We start from the raw sequence: 18,012 nt of genomic DNA on the forward strand, positions 1-18,012 counted from the left end.
ATATGAATTCTGCCGATACCGAATCCGGCCGCAGCAACGCCAACCGCGGCTTGGCGCCATTAACCTGCGCATGCGGCCATTGCGGCCGACTGCTTGCCTACGAAGACCGGCTGATGCTGGCGGAGCTGACGGTTTGCGACGCATGCTCGGATGCGTTTTCGCTATGCGCCGACTGCAATGCCTGGACGCTGTTAACGGAGCTGGAGGCCGAAAACAGTTGCAGCGCATGCCGGCAGGCGGCTTTGCCGATACAAGCCTACGCTTACAAACCGGAGCCGGTATTTTTCGGCACCGGCTCCAAGCTGTTCCTGGGTTTGGAATTGGAGCTGAATCTGGAAGAACGCAGTTGCGACCTACCCACCCTGGCCGGCGCCTGTTTGCAGATATTGCCTTATTGCTACGCCAAGAAAGACCGCAGCATCCGCTACGGATTCGAATTGGTCAGCCACCCGGCGACGTTAAACTACCACCGGACGGCATGGTCGCAAGCGCTGCCGGCCTGGAACCGGATCCGGCAAACGCACCGGTTTTGCTGTGCCGGCCAGACCGGCATACACGTCCATCTATCGAAGGCGTTTTTCAGCGCCGCCGAACTGGCCAAGCTGGTTTATTTCTGCAACCAGCCGACCAACCGCGATTTTCTGGCCGCCATCGGCCAACGCCCACTCGGCCATTGGTCTCGAAGCGAAGCCGGCGGCATCAAACAGGCCTTGAGCGGCGAATACGACCGCTACCGGGTATTGAATTGCAATCCGGCGGCGACGGTCGAACTGCGCTTGTTTAACGGTTCGGAACGCTGGGAGGACATCTTGAAAAACCTGGAATTCGCCGACGCCATCGGCCACTGGATAAAACAGCCGGACTGCCGCCCCGGCTGCGATTACCGGCATTTTCTGGCATGGTTGCTGGGCAATCCTCAGCCCAGCGGCGGCTATGCCTGCCTGTCGGATTTTGTCCGGCAGCATATCGGTTCGCTGTAGCCAAGCCGCAACTCAGCCGCCGGCCGTTGCCGTTTGCCCGAATCTCGGGTAAAACCCTTCGCAATTTTTCGAACAGGGTGGGTAGGCATGGCTAAAGCTAAGAGATTCCGCCGCTATCTGGCGTTGGCCGGATCGGCGTCGCTGTTGGGTGCCGCCGGCCTCGGTTATGCCTGGCTGCGCAGCTCGTTGCCGGCTCTGGACGGCGAGCGTAACTTGCCGCAGTTGGCGGCTCCGGCGACCGTCGCCACCGACAGCCACGGCATTCCGTCGATCCGCGCCGGCAGCCGCAGCGACGCGGCGCGGGTGTTGGGTTACGTCACGGCCCGCGACCGTTTGTTTCAAATGGATTTGATGCGGCGCAAGAACGCCGGCCGTTTGGCCGAGATTTTCGGCGACAAGGCCTTCGCCAGCGACAAACAGGCGCGGATTTACGGCTTCAACGTCCGCGCCGGCCGCGTGTTTGCATCGTTGCCGGCCGCGCACCGCGACTATTTGCAAGCCTATGCCGACGGCGTCAACAGCTATCTGCTGCAAGCCAGGGCGTTACCGTTCGAGTTCGGCGCCCTCGGTTACAGTCCGGAACCCTGGCAAGCCGAGGATTGTTTGCTGGTGGTGTTCGGCATGTTCGAAACTCTGACCGCCCGCGCCGAACAAAGCGAGCGGATGCTGAGCGTGATGCAGCAAACTCTGCCGGCCGACGCCGCCGCGTTTTTCACGCCGGATACCGACCGTTATACCGACCAACTGTTGCACACCGCAGCGTCATTGAGGCCGCCGCAACCACTGCCGGCAGCGGCCTTGCAAACGCTGTTGGCCCGGAACGGGAGCCCAGCTCCGCAATTGGCCGACGCCGGCGCCGGCGAATCGCTGGCCGGTTCCAACGCCTGGGCCGTCAGTGGCCGTAAAACCGCCGACGGCCGGGCGATTCTGGCCAACGACATGCATCTAAGCATCAACGTACCCAACATCTGGTACCGGATCGAACTGGCCTATCCCGGCGTCGAGGCGGTCGGCGTCAATTTGCCGGGTACGCCGTTTCTGATCGCCGGCAGCAACCGGCATCTGGCCTGGGGCATGACCAATGTCGGCGGCGACTTTCTGGATTTGGTCCAACTCGAAACCGATGCGGACCATGCCGGGCAATACCGGGTCGGCGCCGAGTGGCAGGACTTCGAACTACGGCGGGAGACGATTCGGATCAAGGGCGGCGGCGAACGCGAGCTTACCGTCCGGGAAAGCCGCTGGGGCCCGGTCGCCGACAAGCCTTTGCTGGGCCGGCCGGTGGCGATACGCTGGGCCGCGCTGGATACGGCCGCGGTCAATACCGAATTGCTGGAATTGGAGCAAAGCCAGAGCCTGGAGCAGGCCTTGGCAATCGCCAACCGTGCCGGCGGGCCGCAGTTGAATATTCTGTTCGCCGATAGCGGCGGCCATATCGCCTGGACCCTGACCGGCAAAATTCCGCTGCGGTTCGGCGGCGACGGCGCGGTCAGTAAGTCCTGGGCCGACGGCAAAACCGGCTGGAGCGGCTATTTGCCGGCGGAACGAATGCCGCGCAGCGTCGACCCGGAGCAGGGATTTCTGGCCTCGGCCAACGAACGCCGCTTCGGCGCCGATTACCCGGTCGTGATCGGCCACCAATTCGCCAACGGTTACCGGGCGTTCCGGATTTCGCAAAAGCTCGGGCAAATCCCGCAGCACGACGAATGGTCGTTGTTCAATCTGCAATTGGATACCGAATCGGAGTTTTTCGATTATTACCGGCAACTGGCCTTGCGCGCGCTCGGCGCTATCGACCCGGCCGCGCAAGCGGATGCGGCGGCGATGCGGGATTATCTGCTGGCCTGGAACGGCCGGGCCGACAGCGATAGCCTGGGCCTGCCGTTGTTGGTCGAATTTCGCAAACAACTGATAGAAGCGGTATTTCCGCCGTTCCTGGCGGCTTGCAAACAAGCCGATCCGGATTTCAGTTACGCCTGGAATTATGCCGATACGCCGCTGCAAGCCCTGCTGAACGCCGCCGATCCGGCGCTGTTGCCGGATGCCGGCCGCTACCGCAGCTGGGACGGCTTCGTCGCCGCGCAACTGGAACAGGCCGCCGCTAAACTGCTGCAGCGCAATCCCGGTAAACGCCTGGCCGATTTGACCTGGGGGTCGCAGAACAAGGCCGCTTACGCCCATCCGTTCAGCAAAGCCATGCCGTTTTTGGCGGCATTTTTGAACGTGCCGGAGCAGACGCTGGCCGGCTGCACCGGCTATTGCGTGCGGGTGGCCGGGGCCAATTTCGCCGCCAGCGAGCGGCTGGTGGTTTCGCCGGGACATTGGCAGGACGGCATCCTGCATATGCCCGGCGGCCAGTCCGGCCATCCGCTGTCGGAGTTCTACATGGACCAACAGCCCTACTGGCTGCAGGGCCTGCCGCTGGCATTGCAAGCGGGCGACGCGGCATACCGATGGACGCTGAATCCCTAACCGGCACCGATGCCGGCATGGCCTCGCCTGGCGGCCGGCGAAGCAACACTAAGTTCTTGGTCCGATACCGTAACCCTCGACATTCCGCTATATTTGGCGACGGCTTGGCGCGAACGCGTTACCCGATCGGCGTTGGATTTTCGCCGCCGGCAATTTGGCGGCAGGTGGTTTTAAGGTAACCTCCCGCCATTTCGCGCCTGTTTTCGGCCGTGCCAATAGTGCCTGACCGACGCATCCGACAATATTGGTTATCCAGCAATGTTAAGCAACAAAATCGACCGATCCGGTTTCACATTTATCGAGGCGCTGCTGGCGACGGCTATCGTCGGCATCTTGGCGGCAATTGCGGTTCCGGCCTATAACGGTTACATCGACCGCACCAAAAATTCGCTGGCGATCAGCCAGATCATGGCGATCCAGACCGAAATCGAACGCTACTACACCCGCGAATTCCGCTATCCCGACGCGCTGGCCGATTTGGGCGCAGCGCTGCCCGGAGTCGGCATCGATCCGTGGGGCAATGCCTACGTTTATCTGAACATTATCAACGGCGGCCCCGGCGTGAAAGGCGATGTCCGCAAAGACCATGCCTTGAATCCGATCAATACCAATTACGATTTGTACAGCAAGGGCAAAAACGGCGTGACCAAAAAGCAAATCAGCCAGAAAGACAGTCTGGACGACATTATCGTCGCCCGCGACGGCAGTTTCGTCGGTTTGGCGGCGGATTTTTGAGTTAACGGCCATGAGCTGGACGCTGCCGATATCCAACAGCAAGGTGGCGCGGCGGATTTTGCTGTCGTTCGTACTGGCGGCTCTGGTGCCTATCCTGCTGTCGGGTGCGCTTTCCTACCGCCAAGTCGAAAGCCAGTTGCATAGCCAGACCGGCAAAGCCCTGCAGCGCAGTTGCAAGGACTACGCCTACGGCCTGGTCGGGCGTTTGATATTTCTCGACAGCGCGTTGCGCATGGCGGCGTTGCGGCTGGGTCAAGAGGGCTCCGGCCGCGACAAGCCGTCGATCGGCCAGGACCGTAAACAATGGCTGCAGGGCCAGTTTGCCGATGCGGCGCTGGCCGGCCCGGACGGCCAGGCCCGGCCGTTGTTCGGGGACGGCGAGCTGCCCGGTCTGGCCGCGTCGGAGATGGCGGCGGTCGGCTCCGGCAAAACCTTGATCAAGGTGGCGGCGAATCGGGCCGGCGGCTCCGGCTTGTGGATGGCCGTCAATCTGGTCGAAAACCGGCCGGAAGCCGGGGCGCTGATGGTGCAATTGAAGCCGGAGCAGTTGTGGGACGCGGAAAACCTGGATCCGAACAATCTGGTGTGGGTCATGGACGCCGCCAGCCGGCAGGTGTTGTTCGCTTCCGAGGCCGAATACGCGCTGCCGGCCGACGCCAGAGACAGTCTGGCGCAATTGAACGGCGGCCAATTCGATTGGCAAATCGGCGGCGAAACCTATTTGACGGCGTCGTGGAAATTGCCGATCAACAATCTGTTTGCCGGCTCCGATCTGGTTATCGTCCAAAGCCAGCCGGCCGCGGTGGCTTTTGCCGGCATGCGCCAATTCAGCGCGATTTATCCGCCGGTGATCGCGCTGGCGCTGCTGGCCGTGATTTATTTGAGCCTGCGCTTGATCGCCAAGTACTTGACCCCGCTGGCCAGCCTGAAAGCCGCCACCCAGCAAATCGCCGCGGGCAATTTCGAGACCCGGATCAATATCGACAGCCGCGACGAATTCGAAGCCCTGGCCGATTCGTTCAATACGATGGCGCAACGCCTGCGCGGCCAATTCGATCTGCTCGCGGCCATGGCCGAAATCGACCGCACCATTCTGTCGGCCTTGAATGCCGAGGATATCGTCGAAATCGCACTGAGCCGGCTGCCCGGCATCCTCGGCTGCGATTTGATCTCGGTCGCCGATGTCGACCCGGTGCAATTGGCCGTCGGCAACATCCGGATTCGCCGCGCCGGGCAAGCTAGCGAGCTGTTGGCCGAACCTTTATTGCTGGAGCGCCAGGACTTTAGCGAATTGCTCGAAGCCGGCATCCAACTGCTGACCGGCGATCCGAGCCGGCCGCCGGCGTCGGCCTATCTACAGCGTTTGCACGACGGCGGCACCTGGCAATACCTGATCGTGCCGGTGGCTATCAACGGCGCCTTGGCGGCGCTGCTGTGCCTGGGCTACCGGGCGCCGAATACCTTGTCCGCCGAAGCCAAACAAGCCGCGGCCAATTTTGCCGACCGCATCGCCGTGGCGTTGTCGAATGCGGCCTGGGAGGAAAAACTCTACCGTCAGGCGCATTACGACCCGTTGACCGGGCTGCCCAACCGCTTGGTGCTGCACGACCGGCTGGAGCAGGAGCTGGCCCGTGCCAGCCGCGACGGTGCGCAGATTGCGGTGTTCTTTCTGGACCTGGACCGTTTCAAGAATATCAACGATTCGCTCGGCCATTCGGCCGGCGACGAGCTGTTGGCGCAGGTGGCGCGGATTTTTCTGCAATGCGTGCGTAAAACCGATTTGGTGGTCCGGCTGGGCGGCGACGAGTTTGTCGTCGTGCTGTCGGACTTGCATCTGCACGCCAATCCGGCCGTATTCGCCACAGCAATAGCCGAAAAAATTCTGGCGGCGGTGCATCGTACCCTGCTCGTGGCCGGGTTACCGGTGACGGTCGGCACCAGCCTCGGCATCGCCATGTTTCCGGGCGATGCCGACAATGTCGAGGATTTGTTGAAAAATGCCGATGCGGCGATGTACCACGCCAAGAGCGAGGGCCGTGGCGTGTTTCGGTTTTATTCGCCGGAATTGAATGCCGCGGCGTTGGAAAACATCAAACTCGAACACGAACTGCGCGAGGCGGTGGCCCGGCAGGAATTGCTGGTCTATTACCAGCCCAAGGTGGATTGGAGCGGCCGCATCGTCGGCGCCGAAGCGTTGATCCGTTGGCAGCATGCCGAGTTGGGCATGGTGTCGCCGGCCAAGTTTATTCCACTGGCGGAACAGACCGGATTGATCGTCGAAATCAGCGACTGGGTGCTGGAACAAGCCTGTCTGTGGGCTAAATATTGCCACGAGCAGGGTTTTACGCCGTTACGGATTTCGGTCAACTTATCCGCGATCGATTTCAAACGGCCGGATCTGGTGGACAAGGTGGCCGCGATCTTGCGCGCGACCGGCGTCGATCCGCACTGGCTCGAACTGGAGTTGACCGAGTCGGTCGTGATCGGCGACGTCAAAAGTTGTATCGCCCGGATGCTGCAGTTGAAAGCCTTGGGTTTGACGCTGTCGATGGACGATTTCGGTACCGGCTTTTCGTCGTTATCCTACTTGAAGCAATTGCCGCTGGACGTATTGAAAATCGACCAATCCTTCGTCCGCCAGCTCGATACCGACGATAACAGCGAAGCCATCGTCCGGGCGATTTTGGCCCTGGCCGACGGCTTGGGTATGGAAACCATCGCCGAAGGCGTCGAAAACCAGAGCCAAGTGGAATTTTTGAAGCAACAGCATTGCGCGTTGTTTCAAGGCTATTTGTTCAGCCGGCCGTTGCCGGCCACCGAGTTTTTGCATAGTTTGCAAGCCGCTTCCGGCCGGCCGGAAGCGGAAAGGCCGGTTTCGCAATGAGCGTTTGCCGCCGGCTGCGCGCAAGGCGTCCGCTCTATGGCAGAATGCGGTATTACGATTTTAATTAGAGGGTATTGCCATGCCGTTATCCAGACTGCTACCGATTTTATGCAGCGTTATGTTGCTGTCCTGCGCCGAGACGCCGGAAGCGCCGGCGCCGATCCCGCCGACGCAATTGACCTTGCAAATCAATGCCGGCAAACAATTGAATCCGGACGCGGCCGGCAAAGCCTCGCCGGTATTGCTGCGGATTTACGAACTGCGCGAGCAGAGCGGTTTCGCCGCCGCCGATTTCTTTACCTTGTTCGATAAGGAGCAGGTTGCGCTAGGCGGCGACTTGCTGCGCAAGCAGGAGTTGCTGATCAAGCCCGGCGAACAGAAAACGCTGCCGATCGAACCCGCCGCGGACACGCGCAAGATCGGATTTTTCGCCGCGTTCCGCAAACTGGACGACGCCCAATGGCGAGCGCTGGCGCCGTTGGTCTTGCACCAAAACAACACGATAACGTTGGATATGGACCGTAACGCCCTCGCGGCCAAAGCGACTGCGGTGGAGCCCGCTCCGGCGGCCCCGGCCGAGCACTGAGTCGCCGGCCGGCACGGATTCTCGCCTTGGCCGCGCCGGCAGGTGCGGACAGGGTCCGCTCCGTTTACTGCCGCCGCCGCGAATCGTTATTAAACTATGTTAAATAAATCCTCCCGCTGCGGCATATCGCCCATTTATTGCGTGCCGTAGCGGCCGAAATGTTTCCGGACTATCGCTAAGCCGTTGTTGGAATAGGTGCAGGCGGCAACCTGGCACGAGTATTGGTTGCCTCCGGCCATCGCTTCGCCTAGCCGGGACCATGAGCACCATTCTAAATATTTCCGATCTGATCAAAACCTACGACGACGAATTGCGCCGCGTCACGTTCCGGCGTTGCGGCTGCGTAGACACGGCCGGCGACATCGTCCAGGAAACCTACCAGCGCATGCTGGCCGGCGACTTGTGGCGCCAGGCCGAAAATCCGCGGGCCTTGTTGCACCGCATCGCCGCCAATCTGGCAACCGATTACGAACGCCGCCGCCAGGTGCGCGAACACTATGCCCACTATGAAGACGCTACGGCGGAGGACGCCGGTGCCGATAGCGCGGCCGATCCGGAACAGATCAACGTCGCCCGCGAGCGCCTGAGCCGGCTGGTTTCCGCGGTGGAGCGGCTGCCGCCGAAATGCCGCAGCGTATTCGTCATGCGTAAATACGACGGCTTCAGCCATGCCGAGATCGCCGAACGCTTGGGCATCTCCCGCAATATGGTCGAAAAGCATCTGCGCAACGCGCTGGCGGCATTGCAGGACTGCGACGACTAGCCCGCCTCCTGTTTTTGCGCCATCGCGCGTCCTATAATGGCAACGCTTCCACCCTTAGGCTGCCGATGAAAACGCCCACTCCCACTTGCCAACCGCTGCCGCGCGCCAGCGTCCTGCCGACCGGCAGCGAGGTAGCGCGATGAAGATCGCCGAATCGGTCAAGGCCGAGGCCCGCGCCTGGTGGGTTAAGTTGGACGGCGGTAGCGACGATCCCGAACTGTTAGCCGAATTCCAGCGCTGGCTGGCGGCCGATGCCGCACATCGGGAAGCCTATCGGCGTTTGCAGCAGTTGTGGAGCGATCTGGCGGAAGTGGAAAGCCGCTTGGTTCCGGCGTCCGCCGACATGCCGCTCCAGCCGCGAGAACCGGTTTCGGCGAAAGTCCGGCAGCGGGTCCGGTTGCCGCTGGCGCTAGCGGCGAGTGTGGCACTGTACTGGCTGAGTCCGTTGTCGCTGGGTTTGCGCGCCGATTTTCATACCGGTTTCGGCGAAATGCGCGACATTGCGCTCAGCGACGGTTCCAGCGTGCATTTGAACGGCAACAGTGCGCTGCAGGTGCAATTCGGCAACGGCCAACGCCGCTTGACGCTGCTGCGCGGAGAAGCGCTGTTCGAAGTTAGCCCCGATCCGGCCCGGCCGTTTCGGGTGCAGGCCGGGGACGGCGTGATCACCGCGTTGGGCACGGCCTTCAACGTCCGCCTGGACGGCGGCCGGGTAGTGGTCGGCGTCACCGAACACAGTGTTGCGCTGGAGCTGCAGCGCGACGGCAAACCGGAACGCGGCGTGCTGCTGGAAGGCCAGCAGGCCGCGTTCGCTGCCGAGCAAGGTATCGGCCCGGTGCAGGCGGTAGACAAACTGGCCGCTTCGGCCTGGCGCCGCGGCAAACTGGTGTTCGAAGACCGGCCGCTGGGCGAAGTCGTCGCCGAATTGAACCGCTACCATCGCGGGCTGTTGCTGGTCGGCGATTCGGCGCTGGCCGAACGCCGGGTCAGCGGCGTATTCGCCACCGGCCAGCCGCTGGCGGTGCTGGCCGCGCTGGAGTCCGCTCTCCACATCCGTTCCACCCGCCTCGGCGATTATCTGATTCTGTTACACCGCTGAAACCGGCATTCCGGTTTTTTTCCTGCCCTCGCCTCCTGTTTTCGGCCGCTGGTGCGTCAAAACCAGTGTTAGCCATCAGATAACAACGTAGAGGGATATTCATGACAGCGAAACACACCAAGAATCGGGCCGGCCGGAGCTGGAAAAGGCAGGTCGCGGCTTTGGCCCTGGGCGCGGGAATTGCGGTTACGCCGGCCCATGCCGACAATGCCGTGCGGCCGTTCGATATTCCGGCCGGGGCGCTGGCTACGGCCTTGAACCGGCTGGCCGAAAGCGCCGGCTTGCAATTGGTTTACGACGCAGCCATCGCCGAAGGCCTGAGCAGCCGGCCGCTGCGCGGCAGCTACACGCCGGAAGCGGCGCTGCAACAGTTGCTGCGCGACAGCGGCTTGAGCTACCGCATTGCCGAGAATGGCAACGTGGTGATCGAAAAACAGGCATTGAATTACCGGCAGGACCCGGCCGCATTGCCGGCGGTCAACGTGATCGGGAACAAGGCTTACGACCCGAACAATCCGTTTAACCCGTTTTACGCGGTACCGGACGCATCCACCGCGACCAAATCCAATGTCGCGATTATGGACACGCCGGTGTCGATTCAAGTCGTGCCCCGCTCCGTCCTGAACGACCAACAGGCGGTCCGCTTCGAGGACGCCGTAATCAATAACGTCAGCGGCGTGCAGCGTTCCTACGGCACTGCCGATATGTACGAAAGTTTCATAATTCGCGGCTTTAATTCGACCGAACAAAACTACCGCAACGGTTTCAGGCGCTCGATGGGTAAATTCGACGTGGCCAACATGGAACAAATCGAAGTGCTGAAAGGCCCGGCCGCGGTGCTGTACGGCCGCTTGCAGCCCGGCGGCATGGTCAATTACGTGACCAAAAAACCGCTGGCCACGCCGTATTACGCGCTGCAACAGCAATTTGGTTCGTTCAGCGAATTTCGCACCAGCGTCGATGCCACCGGGCCGCTGGATCAAGCGAAAACGCTGCTGTACCGCTTCAACGGCGCTTACGATAGCGGCGAGTCGTTTCGCGACATCGTCGACCACGAACGTATTTTCATTGCCCCCTCGCTGACTTGGCGGCCGAACGACCGCTTCGAAGCCAATCTGGATCTCGAGAAACGCCACGACAACTACATGGACGACTACGGCGTGCCGGTGTTGGACAACAGGCCGGTCAACGGCCGGCGCAATTTGTTCACTGGCGACCCAGCGTTTCGGCCGCGCCAGGACAACACGCTGGTTTACGCCGACTGGAGCTTCAAATTCAACGACGACTGGGCGATCAAACATAAATTCCAGTGGGACGAAACCGACATCGTGTTCGGCGGGCCGGGCCCCAACGGCAAGCTGAATGCGGACGGCCATACTCTGGGCCGCTGGGTGATTACCGGTACCTCCGAACGGCGCTCTTATTCGACCAGTCTGGATCTGACCGGCAAATTCGAGACCTACGGCCTGAAACATAACGTGCTGGTCGGCGGCGACTGGTTTTTCTTCAACCAGGATGCGCCGGACAATATGTTCGCCTCCAGCGACTGGGGCGATCCGATCAATTCGACCTTCGATATCGACAATCCGCGCTACGACACCATCGATGTCGCCGCGGTCAACGCGATCCGGCCCAACTGGTTCTGGCGCGAGCGCGAAGATTGGTACGGCGTTTATTTCCAAGACCAGATCACGATCTGGGACAAATTACACATCATGGGCGGCGGCCGCTACGACATGGCCGGCTACGGCGGCTTCGGCGGCACGTCCTGGGAAGCCACCAAAACCGGCTTCAGCATGCAGCACGAGGACAAATTCACGCCGCGGGTCGGTGTCCTGTACCAGCCATGGGAATGGTTATCGGTGTACGGCAATTACGTCGAATCCTTCGGCAGCAACAACGGCCGCAATGCCTTAACCGGCGGCACTTTTCGACCGCAATCGGCCGAACAGTACGAAATCGGCTTCAAGACCGAGTTGTTCGATAAACGGCTGTCGTCTACCGTGGCCTATTACCACCTGAAAAAAACCAATATGCTGACCGCCGACCTCAGCACGCCCGATCCGTTGGACCAGGTGGCGATAGGCGAAGCGCGCAGCCAGGGCATCGAGGTCGATATCAAAGGCCAGCTCACCGAGAATTTCAATCTGGTCACGACCTATGCTTACACCGACGGCCGGGTTACCAAAGACAACAACGGCACGGAAGGCAAACGTCTGCTGAACGTGCCCGAGCACCAGGCCAGCCTGTGGGGTACCTACCAGTTTACCGAGCATTTCAAGGCCGGTCTGGGCGGCGTGGTGGTCGGCAAACGCGAGGGCGATACCGCCAATAGCTTTCAGTTGCCCGGTTATACCCGGCTGGATGCGATGGCGGCTTATGTGCAGCCGATCGGCAAAACCCGCCTGACCGCGCAAGTCAACGTCTATAACTTGCTCGACAAGGAATATTTCACCGGCTCGACCTCATGGATACCGACCGCCAACGTCGGTGCGCCGATTTCGGCGATGGGCTCGTTGAAGCTGGAATACTAAATCCTGCCTACCGTGCGAAGAGGCCGTTTCCGCTCTCCCGGGAGCGGCCTTGCCGCTTTTCATTTTCTGTTTACGAACAGGCAGACGCTGCTGCCGGTCTGGCTCTAGCCGGACACACCGTAACGATGGGTGGCGATTGCGGATTTGCTGATTTTTGGTGCGGATGCACCAGATTGAATGCCGATTGCACTCCGTGCCGGCTGCGAATGTGCGCTGTTGAGGTCATCCCTGCCTGGATAGAAGTGTTTCGTCCACGCTTCTATCCAGGTATTCCCTGGCGTCGTTGTTTTCCATGTTCACGGGGGAGAGAACTTAACATCCTTGATGCCGCAATTTATATAACATTATTCGTGCCAACTCCGTATGTTGGCGTTTTTTCGGGTCGGCAACCGATTCGCGGCGCCTGACAGCTTGATTACTATGTTATATGCCGCAGCGGAAGCGGGTTTTTAGGCGATTTGACGCAATTTTTCGTTGGGCCTGCCGCGGGCCGAAATTGAGGGCCGACGGCCTGACGCACCCGTTCGCCAACCTTGCACAGATTTGGTGCCGATTGAATCGCGCCCGGCGGCAGGGCGATACATCGCCATTACCGGTTAATCGTGGATAATATCGGGTTTGTTGATCACGCCGGCACCGCTTGTGAAGCATTTTCGCCACCCCGCACGTTATCGATTGCCGCCTAGCCGGCGGAGCAAGCCGGCTTCCGGTTGGCCCAGGCGGGCGAAACGTTTGGCAACCTATGCCGTTGGCTTTTTTCTGGCAGGTTCTTTATTGCTGGTCGCGGCGCTACGGGTTTTGCCGGCGCCGACTTCGGCCTTCATGCTGCACCAGCATATCGACGATTGGGTCGAGGGTAAGGGTTACCGGCCGATCAGCCAGCGTTGGGTCAGCCGCGAGCGGATTTCGGCGCATGCTTTCCATGCCGTGGTCGCTTCCGAGGACCAGTTGTTCTACCAGCATAACGGCTTCGACGTCGATGCGATCGGCAAAGCCTTCAACCAGTATTTGCGCGGCGGCAAGTTGCGCGGCGCCAGCACGATCAGCCAGCAAGTGGCGAAAAACCTGTTTCTGAGCCCGGCGAAAAATTTCGTGCGCAAGGCCTTCGAGATTTGGTTTACCGTCTTGATCGAAGCTTTGTGGGACAAGCGGCGGATTTTGGAGGTGTATCTGAACATCGCCGAATTCGGCGACCATTTGTTCGGTATCGAGGCCGCCAGCCGGCATTATTTCGGCATACCGGCCCGGCAATTGTCGGCGGCGCAAGCGGCCTTGCTGGCCGCCACGCTACCGAATCCGATTCTGCTGAAGGCCGACCAACCCAGCGCTTATCTGCTGAAACGGCAAAGCTGGATCCTCGGCCAGATGCGGGCCTTGCCGGATTGAGGAAACCGGCGGCGGATCAGTCCAGATCGTGTTCCGGCTCTGCCTCGTCGGTTGCGGCGGAATGGCCGGCGTCGCTGACTAACTGTTTCAGGTATTTGTAGAGCAGCCGCGCCGATTTCGGCGGTTTGGCCTCTTTAGCTTCTTTCAGCGCATTGCGTTGCAACTGGCGCAGATGCTGGGTGTCGGCTTCCGGAAATTCGGACACCAGTTGCGTCAGCGCGGCGTTGCCGGTTTCGCCCAATAGTTGGTCGCGCCAACGTTCGGCCTGGTGGTGTTCGCGCACACCGTGGGCACTGCGGTTTTTCAACCGCGCCAGCTTTTCCCGGATCGCGTCGACGTCCAGTTCGCGCATTTGGCCGGTGATGTACTTCAGCAGGCGCTTTTTCGCGGCGTTGCGGCCCATTTTGCCGGCGTCGCACAGCGCTTTTTCGATGTTCTCCGGCAATTCGAACTCGGCGATGTGCGCCGGCGCCAACCCGCTGATTTCTTCCGCCATCGCGAAAATCGCCGCAATCTCTTTTTTGATCCGGGTCTTGTTGGGTCTAACCGCGTAATATTCGACTTCGTCTTCTTCTTCCGCTTCGTCGTCGTAGGCAAATTGGGTGCGGTCGTCGTAGCCGTCGTCCTCGAAATCGTCCTCGTCTTCGAATTCTGCGTCGTCGTAATCTTCGTGTTTCATGTCAAACCATAGCTATTAAAAACAATACGAACATGGCCACCGCAAGCAGCGGCACGATCACGCCGGACCAATCGGAAGGGCTGTTTTTGCTGCGTTCGATCGCGGCTTTGACGCCGGGGCGCATCCAGAACAGGATCAGCAAGGCCAATAAGCCCAGCAGCAGATTTTCCCAGGTCGATTCCATAACTTGCTCGCGAGTCGGGTCCTGCGGCCTAGCCGCCGAACAATTGGTGGTCGATCAAATCGCACAGGCAGTGCGAGATCAGTAAATGCACTTCCTGGATGCGGGCGGTGGAATCCGACGGCACCCTGATTTCGATGTCGGTCTCGTTCAACACGCCGGCCAGAGCGCCGCCGTCCTTGCCGCTGAGGGCGATGACGGTCATGTCGCGGTCGTGGGCGACTTTGACGGCCTTGACGATATTGCCGGAATTGCCGCTGCTGGTATAAACCAACAGGATGTCGCCGGCCTGGCCCAGCGCCCGCAATTGTTTGGCGAACACTTCGTCGTAGTGGTAGTCGTTGGCGATCGAGGTGATGGTCGAGGTGTCGGTGGTTAGCGCAATCGCCGGCAGCGCCGGCCGCTCGCGCTCGAAGCGGTTCAGCATTTCCGAGGAAAAGTGCTGGGCGTCGCCGGCCGAGCCGCCGTTGCCGCAGGTCAGCACTTTCCGGTCGTTGACCAAGGCTTCGACGATTTTCTGCGAGGCGAATTCGATCAGCTCGCACAAGCTGGCCATCGCATTCTGCTTGGTTTGAATGCTGTCGGAAAAATGGGCGATGATGCGGTCTTGTAAGCTCATAGTTCAGGTTTGAAACGCGTTTTTGATCCAATTGAGGCGGTTATCGCCGGAGATTGCCACGACATCGAAACGGATCGCGCAATGGCTCAGGCCGTTGATTATGACATAGTGTTGCGTGGCCGCGACGATGCGCGCCTGCTTTTGCGCGGTAATACTGGCCAACGCGCCGCCGAATTGCTCCGATTTGCGGTAGCGGACTTCGACGACGACCAGCACGGCACCGTCGCGCATGACCAGATCCAGCTCGCCATGTTTGCAACGGTAATTGCTGCAGACCGGGTGCAGGCCTTGTTGTTGCAGATAGGCGGCGGCCCTTTGTTCGGCGCCGGCGCCTTTTTGCAGATGGGCCGGTTTGGGCTTGCCGAACAGCATTATTCGACGTAGGCGGCCGCGGCCGGTACGCCGGCCTTGAATTCGGCGCAGGCCAATCTGCGGGTGATGCGGTTTTCGCCGTTCAACGCTAACCGCCCGGTGGCGCCGGGGTAAGGCGTGGCGGCCAGTTGGCTCAATTGGCCCAGCAGGTTGAAGGCATCCACCCCCAGCGCCACCAACTTGATCTGGCTGTCGCTCAGGCCTTGCCAGGCACTTTGCAATGCCTGTTGGCTGAGCGGTCCGCCGTAGACCTCGCCGAACAGCCAGGGCAAATCGCAGAACGCGATTTTGCCCAATTCGGTGTCTTTGGCCGGATTGGGGCGGCCGCTGTAGATGTTCGGCATCGCGTAGACGGCAAGTTCGCTGCTCTGGCTGTAGCGCAATTGCGGCGCAATTTCTCTGGCCTGTTCCGGCCCGGCGCTGATGAACACAGCCAGCGCCTGTTTTTCGCCGGCGACATTCACGCTCGGCGCCAGCAAGGCTTTGACCACGGCGCTGAAATCGCGCGATTTCGGATCGTAACTCTGCACCCCGAGCACCGAGCCGCCGCCGGCTTGCCAGGCCGACATCAGATAATGGCGGATGCGTTGGCCTTGCGGCGTTTCCGGGGTTAACAGCACCGCGTTCTGCAAACCGTCGCGGCGGGCTTTCAGTGCCAGTTGTTCGGCGTCGTCGATCGGGCTCAGGCCGAATTGGTACAGATTGGCTTTGCTCAGGTTTTCGACGTGGTTCAAGGCCAACACCGGCACGCTCAACTCGCCGCTGTCGGCCAAAGTCTGAATCTGCTCCTTCACCAACGGGCCGATCACCTGTTTGGCGCCGTCGGCGACGGCCTGTTTGTACAGCGCGACGATATCGCCGGTTTCGCTGTCGTAATATTTCAAAGCCGGTTGCGGCGCGGCGCTGGCCGCCAGGCGGTAGGCGGTGGCCAAGCCGTTTCTGACCGCTTTGCCGGCGGCCGCATATTGGCCGGAATTGGGCAGCAGCACCGCGATGATCGGCCCGCTGGCTGCCGTCGCCGCCGGTTGCGGCGTTTCCGGGCCGGGCTCGGCCGCCGGTTCGGCAGCAACGGCCGGCGCGCCGTTCAGATAGGCTTGCAGGTAGTCGGCATTGGCCGGATGGCCGGGGAAGGTTTGCTTCCATTGCTGAATTTGGCCGGCGCTGTCGAAACCGGGCAGATTGCGCTGCTTAAGAATTTTGGCCAACGCCATCCAGCCGCTCAATTCGTCGGCGACCGATGCGGTCGTGCTCAGGGTTTCGTTCGGCAACACGCTAAGCGCGTCGAGAATGGCGACGATGTTTTGCTTTTGCCGGTCGCGGTCGGTCAGAATCCGGCCCAGTTTCAACCGCATCCGCACCCCGGCCAACACGTCGCCGGTCAACGAATGGGCGAAAGCCATCGACTGGTAATAGGCGATCTGATCGGCTTCCGCCAACACGGCCGGACGCACGCCTTCCAGTTTGCGCACCGCGCTTTCGGCATCTCCGCTGCTGAGCGCAATCTCGCCGTCGAGCAATTTGTATTTGCTGGTTTGTTCCGGATTCAATTCGGCCGGATTGACGCCGTCCAAGGCCTGGCGGGCGCCGTTACTGTCGCCGGCTTGCAAGCGGGTATCGGCGTCCAGCAGCCGCAGCGCGCTGCGGCTGTCGTGCAAACGGTAGCTGCGCGCCGTGGTTGCGGCTTCCGCCGGTTTGGGCCGTTTCGCGCTGGCCGGCGGCTTGACTTCGAACTGCGGTTTACGGGTCGGCGGCTCGCCGGCGCAAGCCGACAGCAGCAGCAGCCCGAAAACGCAGCAACCCGGCAAGCGACGCGGCATAATGGCGGCCAAATTAAATGCGGACATGAGAGGCCTTGGAAAACAGATGTACGGAAAATTATACGTGGTTGCCACGCCGATAGGGAATCTGGCCGATTTCAGTTTCCGGGCCTTGGAAGTATTGAAACAAGTGGATCTGATCGCCGCCGAGGACACCCGCCACGTCAAGATGCTGTTGTCGCATTACGGCGTCAACAAGCCGCTAACCTCGTTGCACCAGCACAACGAGGACAAGGCTTCGTTGGGTTTGGTCGAGCGGATGCAGCAAGGCCAATCGGTCGCACTGGTGTCCGACGCCGGCACCCCGATCATCAGCGACCCGGGCCTGCCGCTGGTCAGGTTGGCCCGCCAGCACGGCATCGACGTGACCCCGATTCCGGGCGCTTGCGCCTTGATCGCCGCCTTGTCGGTGGCCGGTTTACCGACCAGCCGCTTCAGCTTCGAAGGCTTTCTGCCCCGCACCGCTTCGGCCCGGCGCGAATTTTTTCGAGACAAACTCTCCGACGAATCGACCTGGGCCTTTTACGAGTCCAGCCACCGGATTCAGGCGGCGCTGGAAGACATGGCGGCGGTGTTTCCGGCCGAGCACCGCATTGTCGTGGCGCGCGAGATTACCAAGCTGCACGAAACCATCGCCGACGGTAGTCTGGCTGAGGTGTTGGTGCGGGTACAAGCCGACGAAAACATGCGCAAGGGCGAGTTTGTCGTTATCGCCGCCGGCAGCCCGCCTGCGGAAAAATCGGATCAAATCAGCGACGCGGAACGACGGATATTGGCTTTGTTGCTGCAGGAATGTTCGATCAAAACCGCCGTCGCCCTGGCGGTGGAAATCACCGGCCAACGCAAGAAAACGCTATACCAGGCCGCGTTGGCGATGCAGGGCGAAAGCGGCGGCCGATAGTCGG

15 protein-coding genes are annotated in these 18,012 nt (G+C 60.9%); 10 read left to right on the forward strand and 5 right to left on the reverse strand.

Features of this window, described 5'->3' with window-relative positions:
* The first annotated feature begins 2 nt into the window (after positions 1-2).
* From VXJ35_RS21755 to mtgA, 9 genes are all read left to right on the forward strand, one after another.
* Positions 3-980 (forward strand): hypothetical protein, encoded by a 978-nt coding sequence (locus VXJ35_RS21755; RefSeq protein ID WP_064023158.1) that lies wholly within the window; start codon positions 3-5, stop codon positions 978-980.
* 87 nt (positions 981-1,067) lie between these two features.
* Positions 1,068-3,452, forward strand: coding sequence for a penicillin acylase family protein (locus tag VXJ35_RS21760; protein ID WP_064023159.1), 2,385 nt, complete (start codon positions 1,068-1,070; stop codon positions 3,450-3,452).
* A gap of 258 nt (positions 3,453-3,710) precedes the next feature.
* Positions 3,711-4,187 (forward strand): type IV pilin protein, encoded by a 477-nt coding sequence (locus VXJ35_RS21765; protein WP_064023160.1) that lies wholly within the window; start codon positions 3,711-3,713, stop codon positions 4,185-4,187.
* Between the two features lie 10 nt (positions 4,188-4,197).
* On the forward strand, positions 4,198-7,071 hold the full coding sequence (locus VXJ35_RS21770; RefSeq protein ID WP_064023161.1) for an EAL domain-containing protein: 2,874 nt from the start codon (positions 4,198-4,200) through the stop codon (positions 7,069-7,071).
* A gap of 79 nt (positions 7,072-7,150) precedes the next feature.
* On the forward strand, positions 7,151-7,657 hold the full coding sequence (gene tssJ, locus VXJ35_RS21775) for a type VI secretion system lipoprotein TssJ (protein ID WP_054763412.1): 507 nt from the start codon (positions 7,151-7,153) through the stop codon (positions 7,655-7,657).
* Positions 7,658-7,916: 259 nt separating this feature from the next.
* Positions 7,917-8,420: an RNA polymerase sigma factor gene (locus VXJ35_RS21780; protein WP_054763370.1), complete on the forward strand. Its 504-nt coding sequence runs from the start codon at positions 7,917-7,919 to the stop codon at positions 8,418-8,420.
* A gap of 139 nt (positions 8,421-8,559) precedes the next feature.
* Complete coding sequence (locus tag VXJ35_RS21785; RefSeq protein ID WP_064023162.1) at positions 8,560-9,519, forward strand: FecR family protein; 960 nt, start codon at positions 8,560-8,562, stop codon at positions 9,517-9,519.
* Positions 9,520-9,620: 101 nt separating this feature from the next.
* Positions 9,621-12,053 (forward strand): TonB-dependent receptor, encoded by a 2,433-nt coding sequence (locus VXJ35_RS21790; protein ID WP_064023163.1) that lies wholly within the window; start codon positions 9,621-9,623, stop codon positions 12,051-12,053.
* A 732-nt stretch (positions 12,054-12,785) separates the two neighbouring features.
* Complete coding sequence (gene mtgA, locus VXJ35_RS21795) at positions 12,786-13,439, forward strand: monofunctional biosynthetic peptidoglycan transglycosylase (protein ID WP_231914806.1); 654 nt, start codon at positions 12,786-12,788, stop codon at positions 13,437-13,439.
* Positions 13,440-13,455: 16 nt separating this feature from the next.
* Here the strand turns inward: mtgA and yjgA are convergent, their stop codons facing one another.
* From yjgA to VXJ35_RS21820, 5 genes are read right to left on the reverse strand one after another with little or no spacing between them, the layout of a single operon-like run.
* Positions 13,456-14,118, reverse strand: coding sequence for a ribosome biogenesis factor YjgA (yjgA, locus tag VXJ35_RS21800; RefSeq protein ID WP_064023165.1), 663 nt, complete (start codon positions 14,116-14,118; stop codon positions 13,456-13,458).
* 1 nt (position 14,119) lies between these two features.
* A complete protein-coding gene (locus tag VXJ35_RS21805) occupies positions 14,120-14,302 on the reverse strand; it encodes a hypothetical protein (protein ID WP_054763368.1) in 183 nt (60 codons plus the stop codon).
* A gap of 28 nt (positions 14,303-14,330) precedes the next feature.
* Positions 14,331-14,918 carry a phosphoheptose isomerase gene (locus VXJ35_RS21810; protein ID WP_054763367.1) on the reverse strand — a complete coding sequence of 196 codons (588 nt, stop codon included), beginning with the start codon at positions 14,916-14,918 and terminating at the stop codon, positions 14,331-14,333.
* A 3-nt stretch (positions 14,919-14,921) separates the two neighbouring features.
* Positions 14,922-15,290 carry a YraN family protein gene (locus tag VXJ35_RS21815; protein WP_064023166.1) on the reverse strand — a complete coding sequence of 123 codons (369 nt, stop codon included), beginning with the start codon at positions 15,288-15,290 and terminating at the stop codon, positions 14,922-14,924.
* Positions 15,290-17,134, reverse strand: a complete 1,845-nt coding sequence (locus VXJ35_RS21820) for a penicillin-binding protein activator (RefSeq protein WP_064023167.1) — start codon at positions 17,132-17,134, stop codon at positions 15,290-15,292. Before VXJ35_RS21820 ends, VXJ35_RS21815 begins: the two co-directional genes overlap by 1 nt.
* A gap of 19 nt (positions 17,135-17,153) precedes the next feature.
* Here VXJ35_RS21820 and rsmI point away from each other — a divergent pair, with 19 nt between their 5' ends.
* Complete coding sequence (gene rsmI, locus VXJ35_RS21825) at positions 17,154-18,008, forward strand: 16S rRNA (cytidine(1402)-2'-O)-methyltransferase (protein ID WP_064023168.1); 855 nt, start codon at positions 17,154-17,156, stop codon at positions 18,006-18,008.
* The last annotated feature ends 4 nt before the right edge of the window (positions 18,009-18,012 follow it).

Source organism: Methylomonas sp. DH-1 (genome assembly GCF_046097555.1).
GTDB lineage: Bacteria > Pseudomonadota > Gammaproteobacteria > Methylococcales > Methylomonadaceae > Methylomonas > Methylomonas koyamae.

Bases quoted from the DNA above. Each gene is read 5' to 3' on its own strand.
- VXJ35_RS21805 (WP_054763368.1), bottom strand. From the start codon at position 14,302: ATGGAATCGACCTGGGAAAATCTGCTGCTGGGCTTATTGGCCTTGCTG.
- VXJ35_RS21820 (WP_064023167.1), bottom strand. From the start codon at position 17,134: ATGTCCGCATTTAATTTGGCCGCCATTATGCCGCGTCGCTTGCCGGGT.
- yjgA (WP_064023165.1), bottom strand. From the start codon at position 14,118: ATGAAACACGAAGATTACGACGACGCAGAATTCGAAGACGAGGACGAT.
- VXJ35_RS21790 (WP_064023163.1), top strand. From the start codon at position 9,621: ATGACAGCGAAACACACCAAGAATCGGGCCGGCCGGAGCTGGAAAAGG.
- VXJ35_RS21810 (WP_054763367.1), bottom strand. From the start codon at position 14,918: ATGAGCTTACAAGACCGCATCATCGCCCATTTTTCCGACAGCATTCAA.
- VXJ35_RS21755 (WP_064023158.1), top strand. From the start codon at position 3: ATGAATTCTGCCGATACCGAATCCGGCCGCAGCAACGCCAACCGCGGC.
- VXJ35_RS21770 (WP_064023161.1), top strand. From the start codon at position 4,198: ATGAGCTGGACGCTGCCGATATCCAACAGCAAGGTGGCGCGGCGGATT.
- VXJ35_RS21760 (WP_064023159.1), top strand. From the start codon at position 1,068: ATGGCTAAAGCTAAGAGATTCCGCCGCTATCTGGCGTTGGCCGGATCG.
- VXJ35_RS21785 (WP_064023162.1), top strand. From the start codon at position 8,560: ATGAAGATCGCCGAATCGGTCAAGGCCGAGGCCCGCGCCTGGTGGGTT.
- rsmI (WP_064023168.1), top strand. From the start codon at position 17,154: ATGTACGGAAAATTATACGTGGTTGCCACGCCGATAGGGAATCTGGCC.
- VXJ35_RS21765 (WP_064023160.1), top strand. From the start codon at position 3,711: ATGTTAAGCAACAAAATCGACCGATCCGGTTTCACATTTATCGAGGCG.
- VXJ35_RS21780 (WP_054763370.1), top strand. From the start codon at position 7,917: ATGAGCACCATTCTAAATATTTCCGATCTGATCAAAACCTACGACGAC.
- tssJ (WP_054763412.1), top strand. From the start codon at position 7,151: ATGCCGTTATCCAGACTGCTACCGATTTTATGCAGCGTTATGTTGCTG.
- VXJ35_RS21815 (WP_064023166.1), bottom strand. From the start codon at position 15,290: ATGCTGTTCGGCAAGCCCAAACCGGCCCATCTGCAAAAAGGCGCCGGC.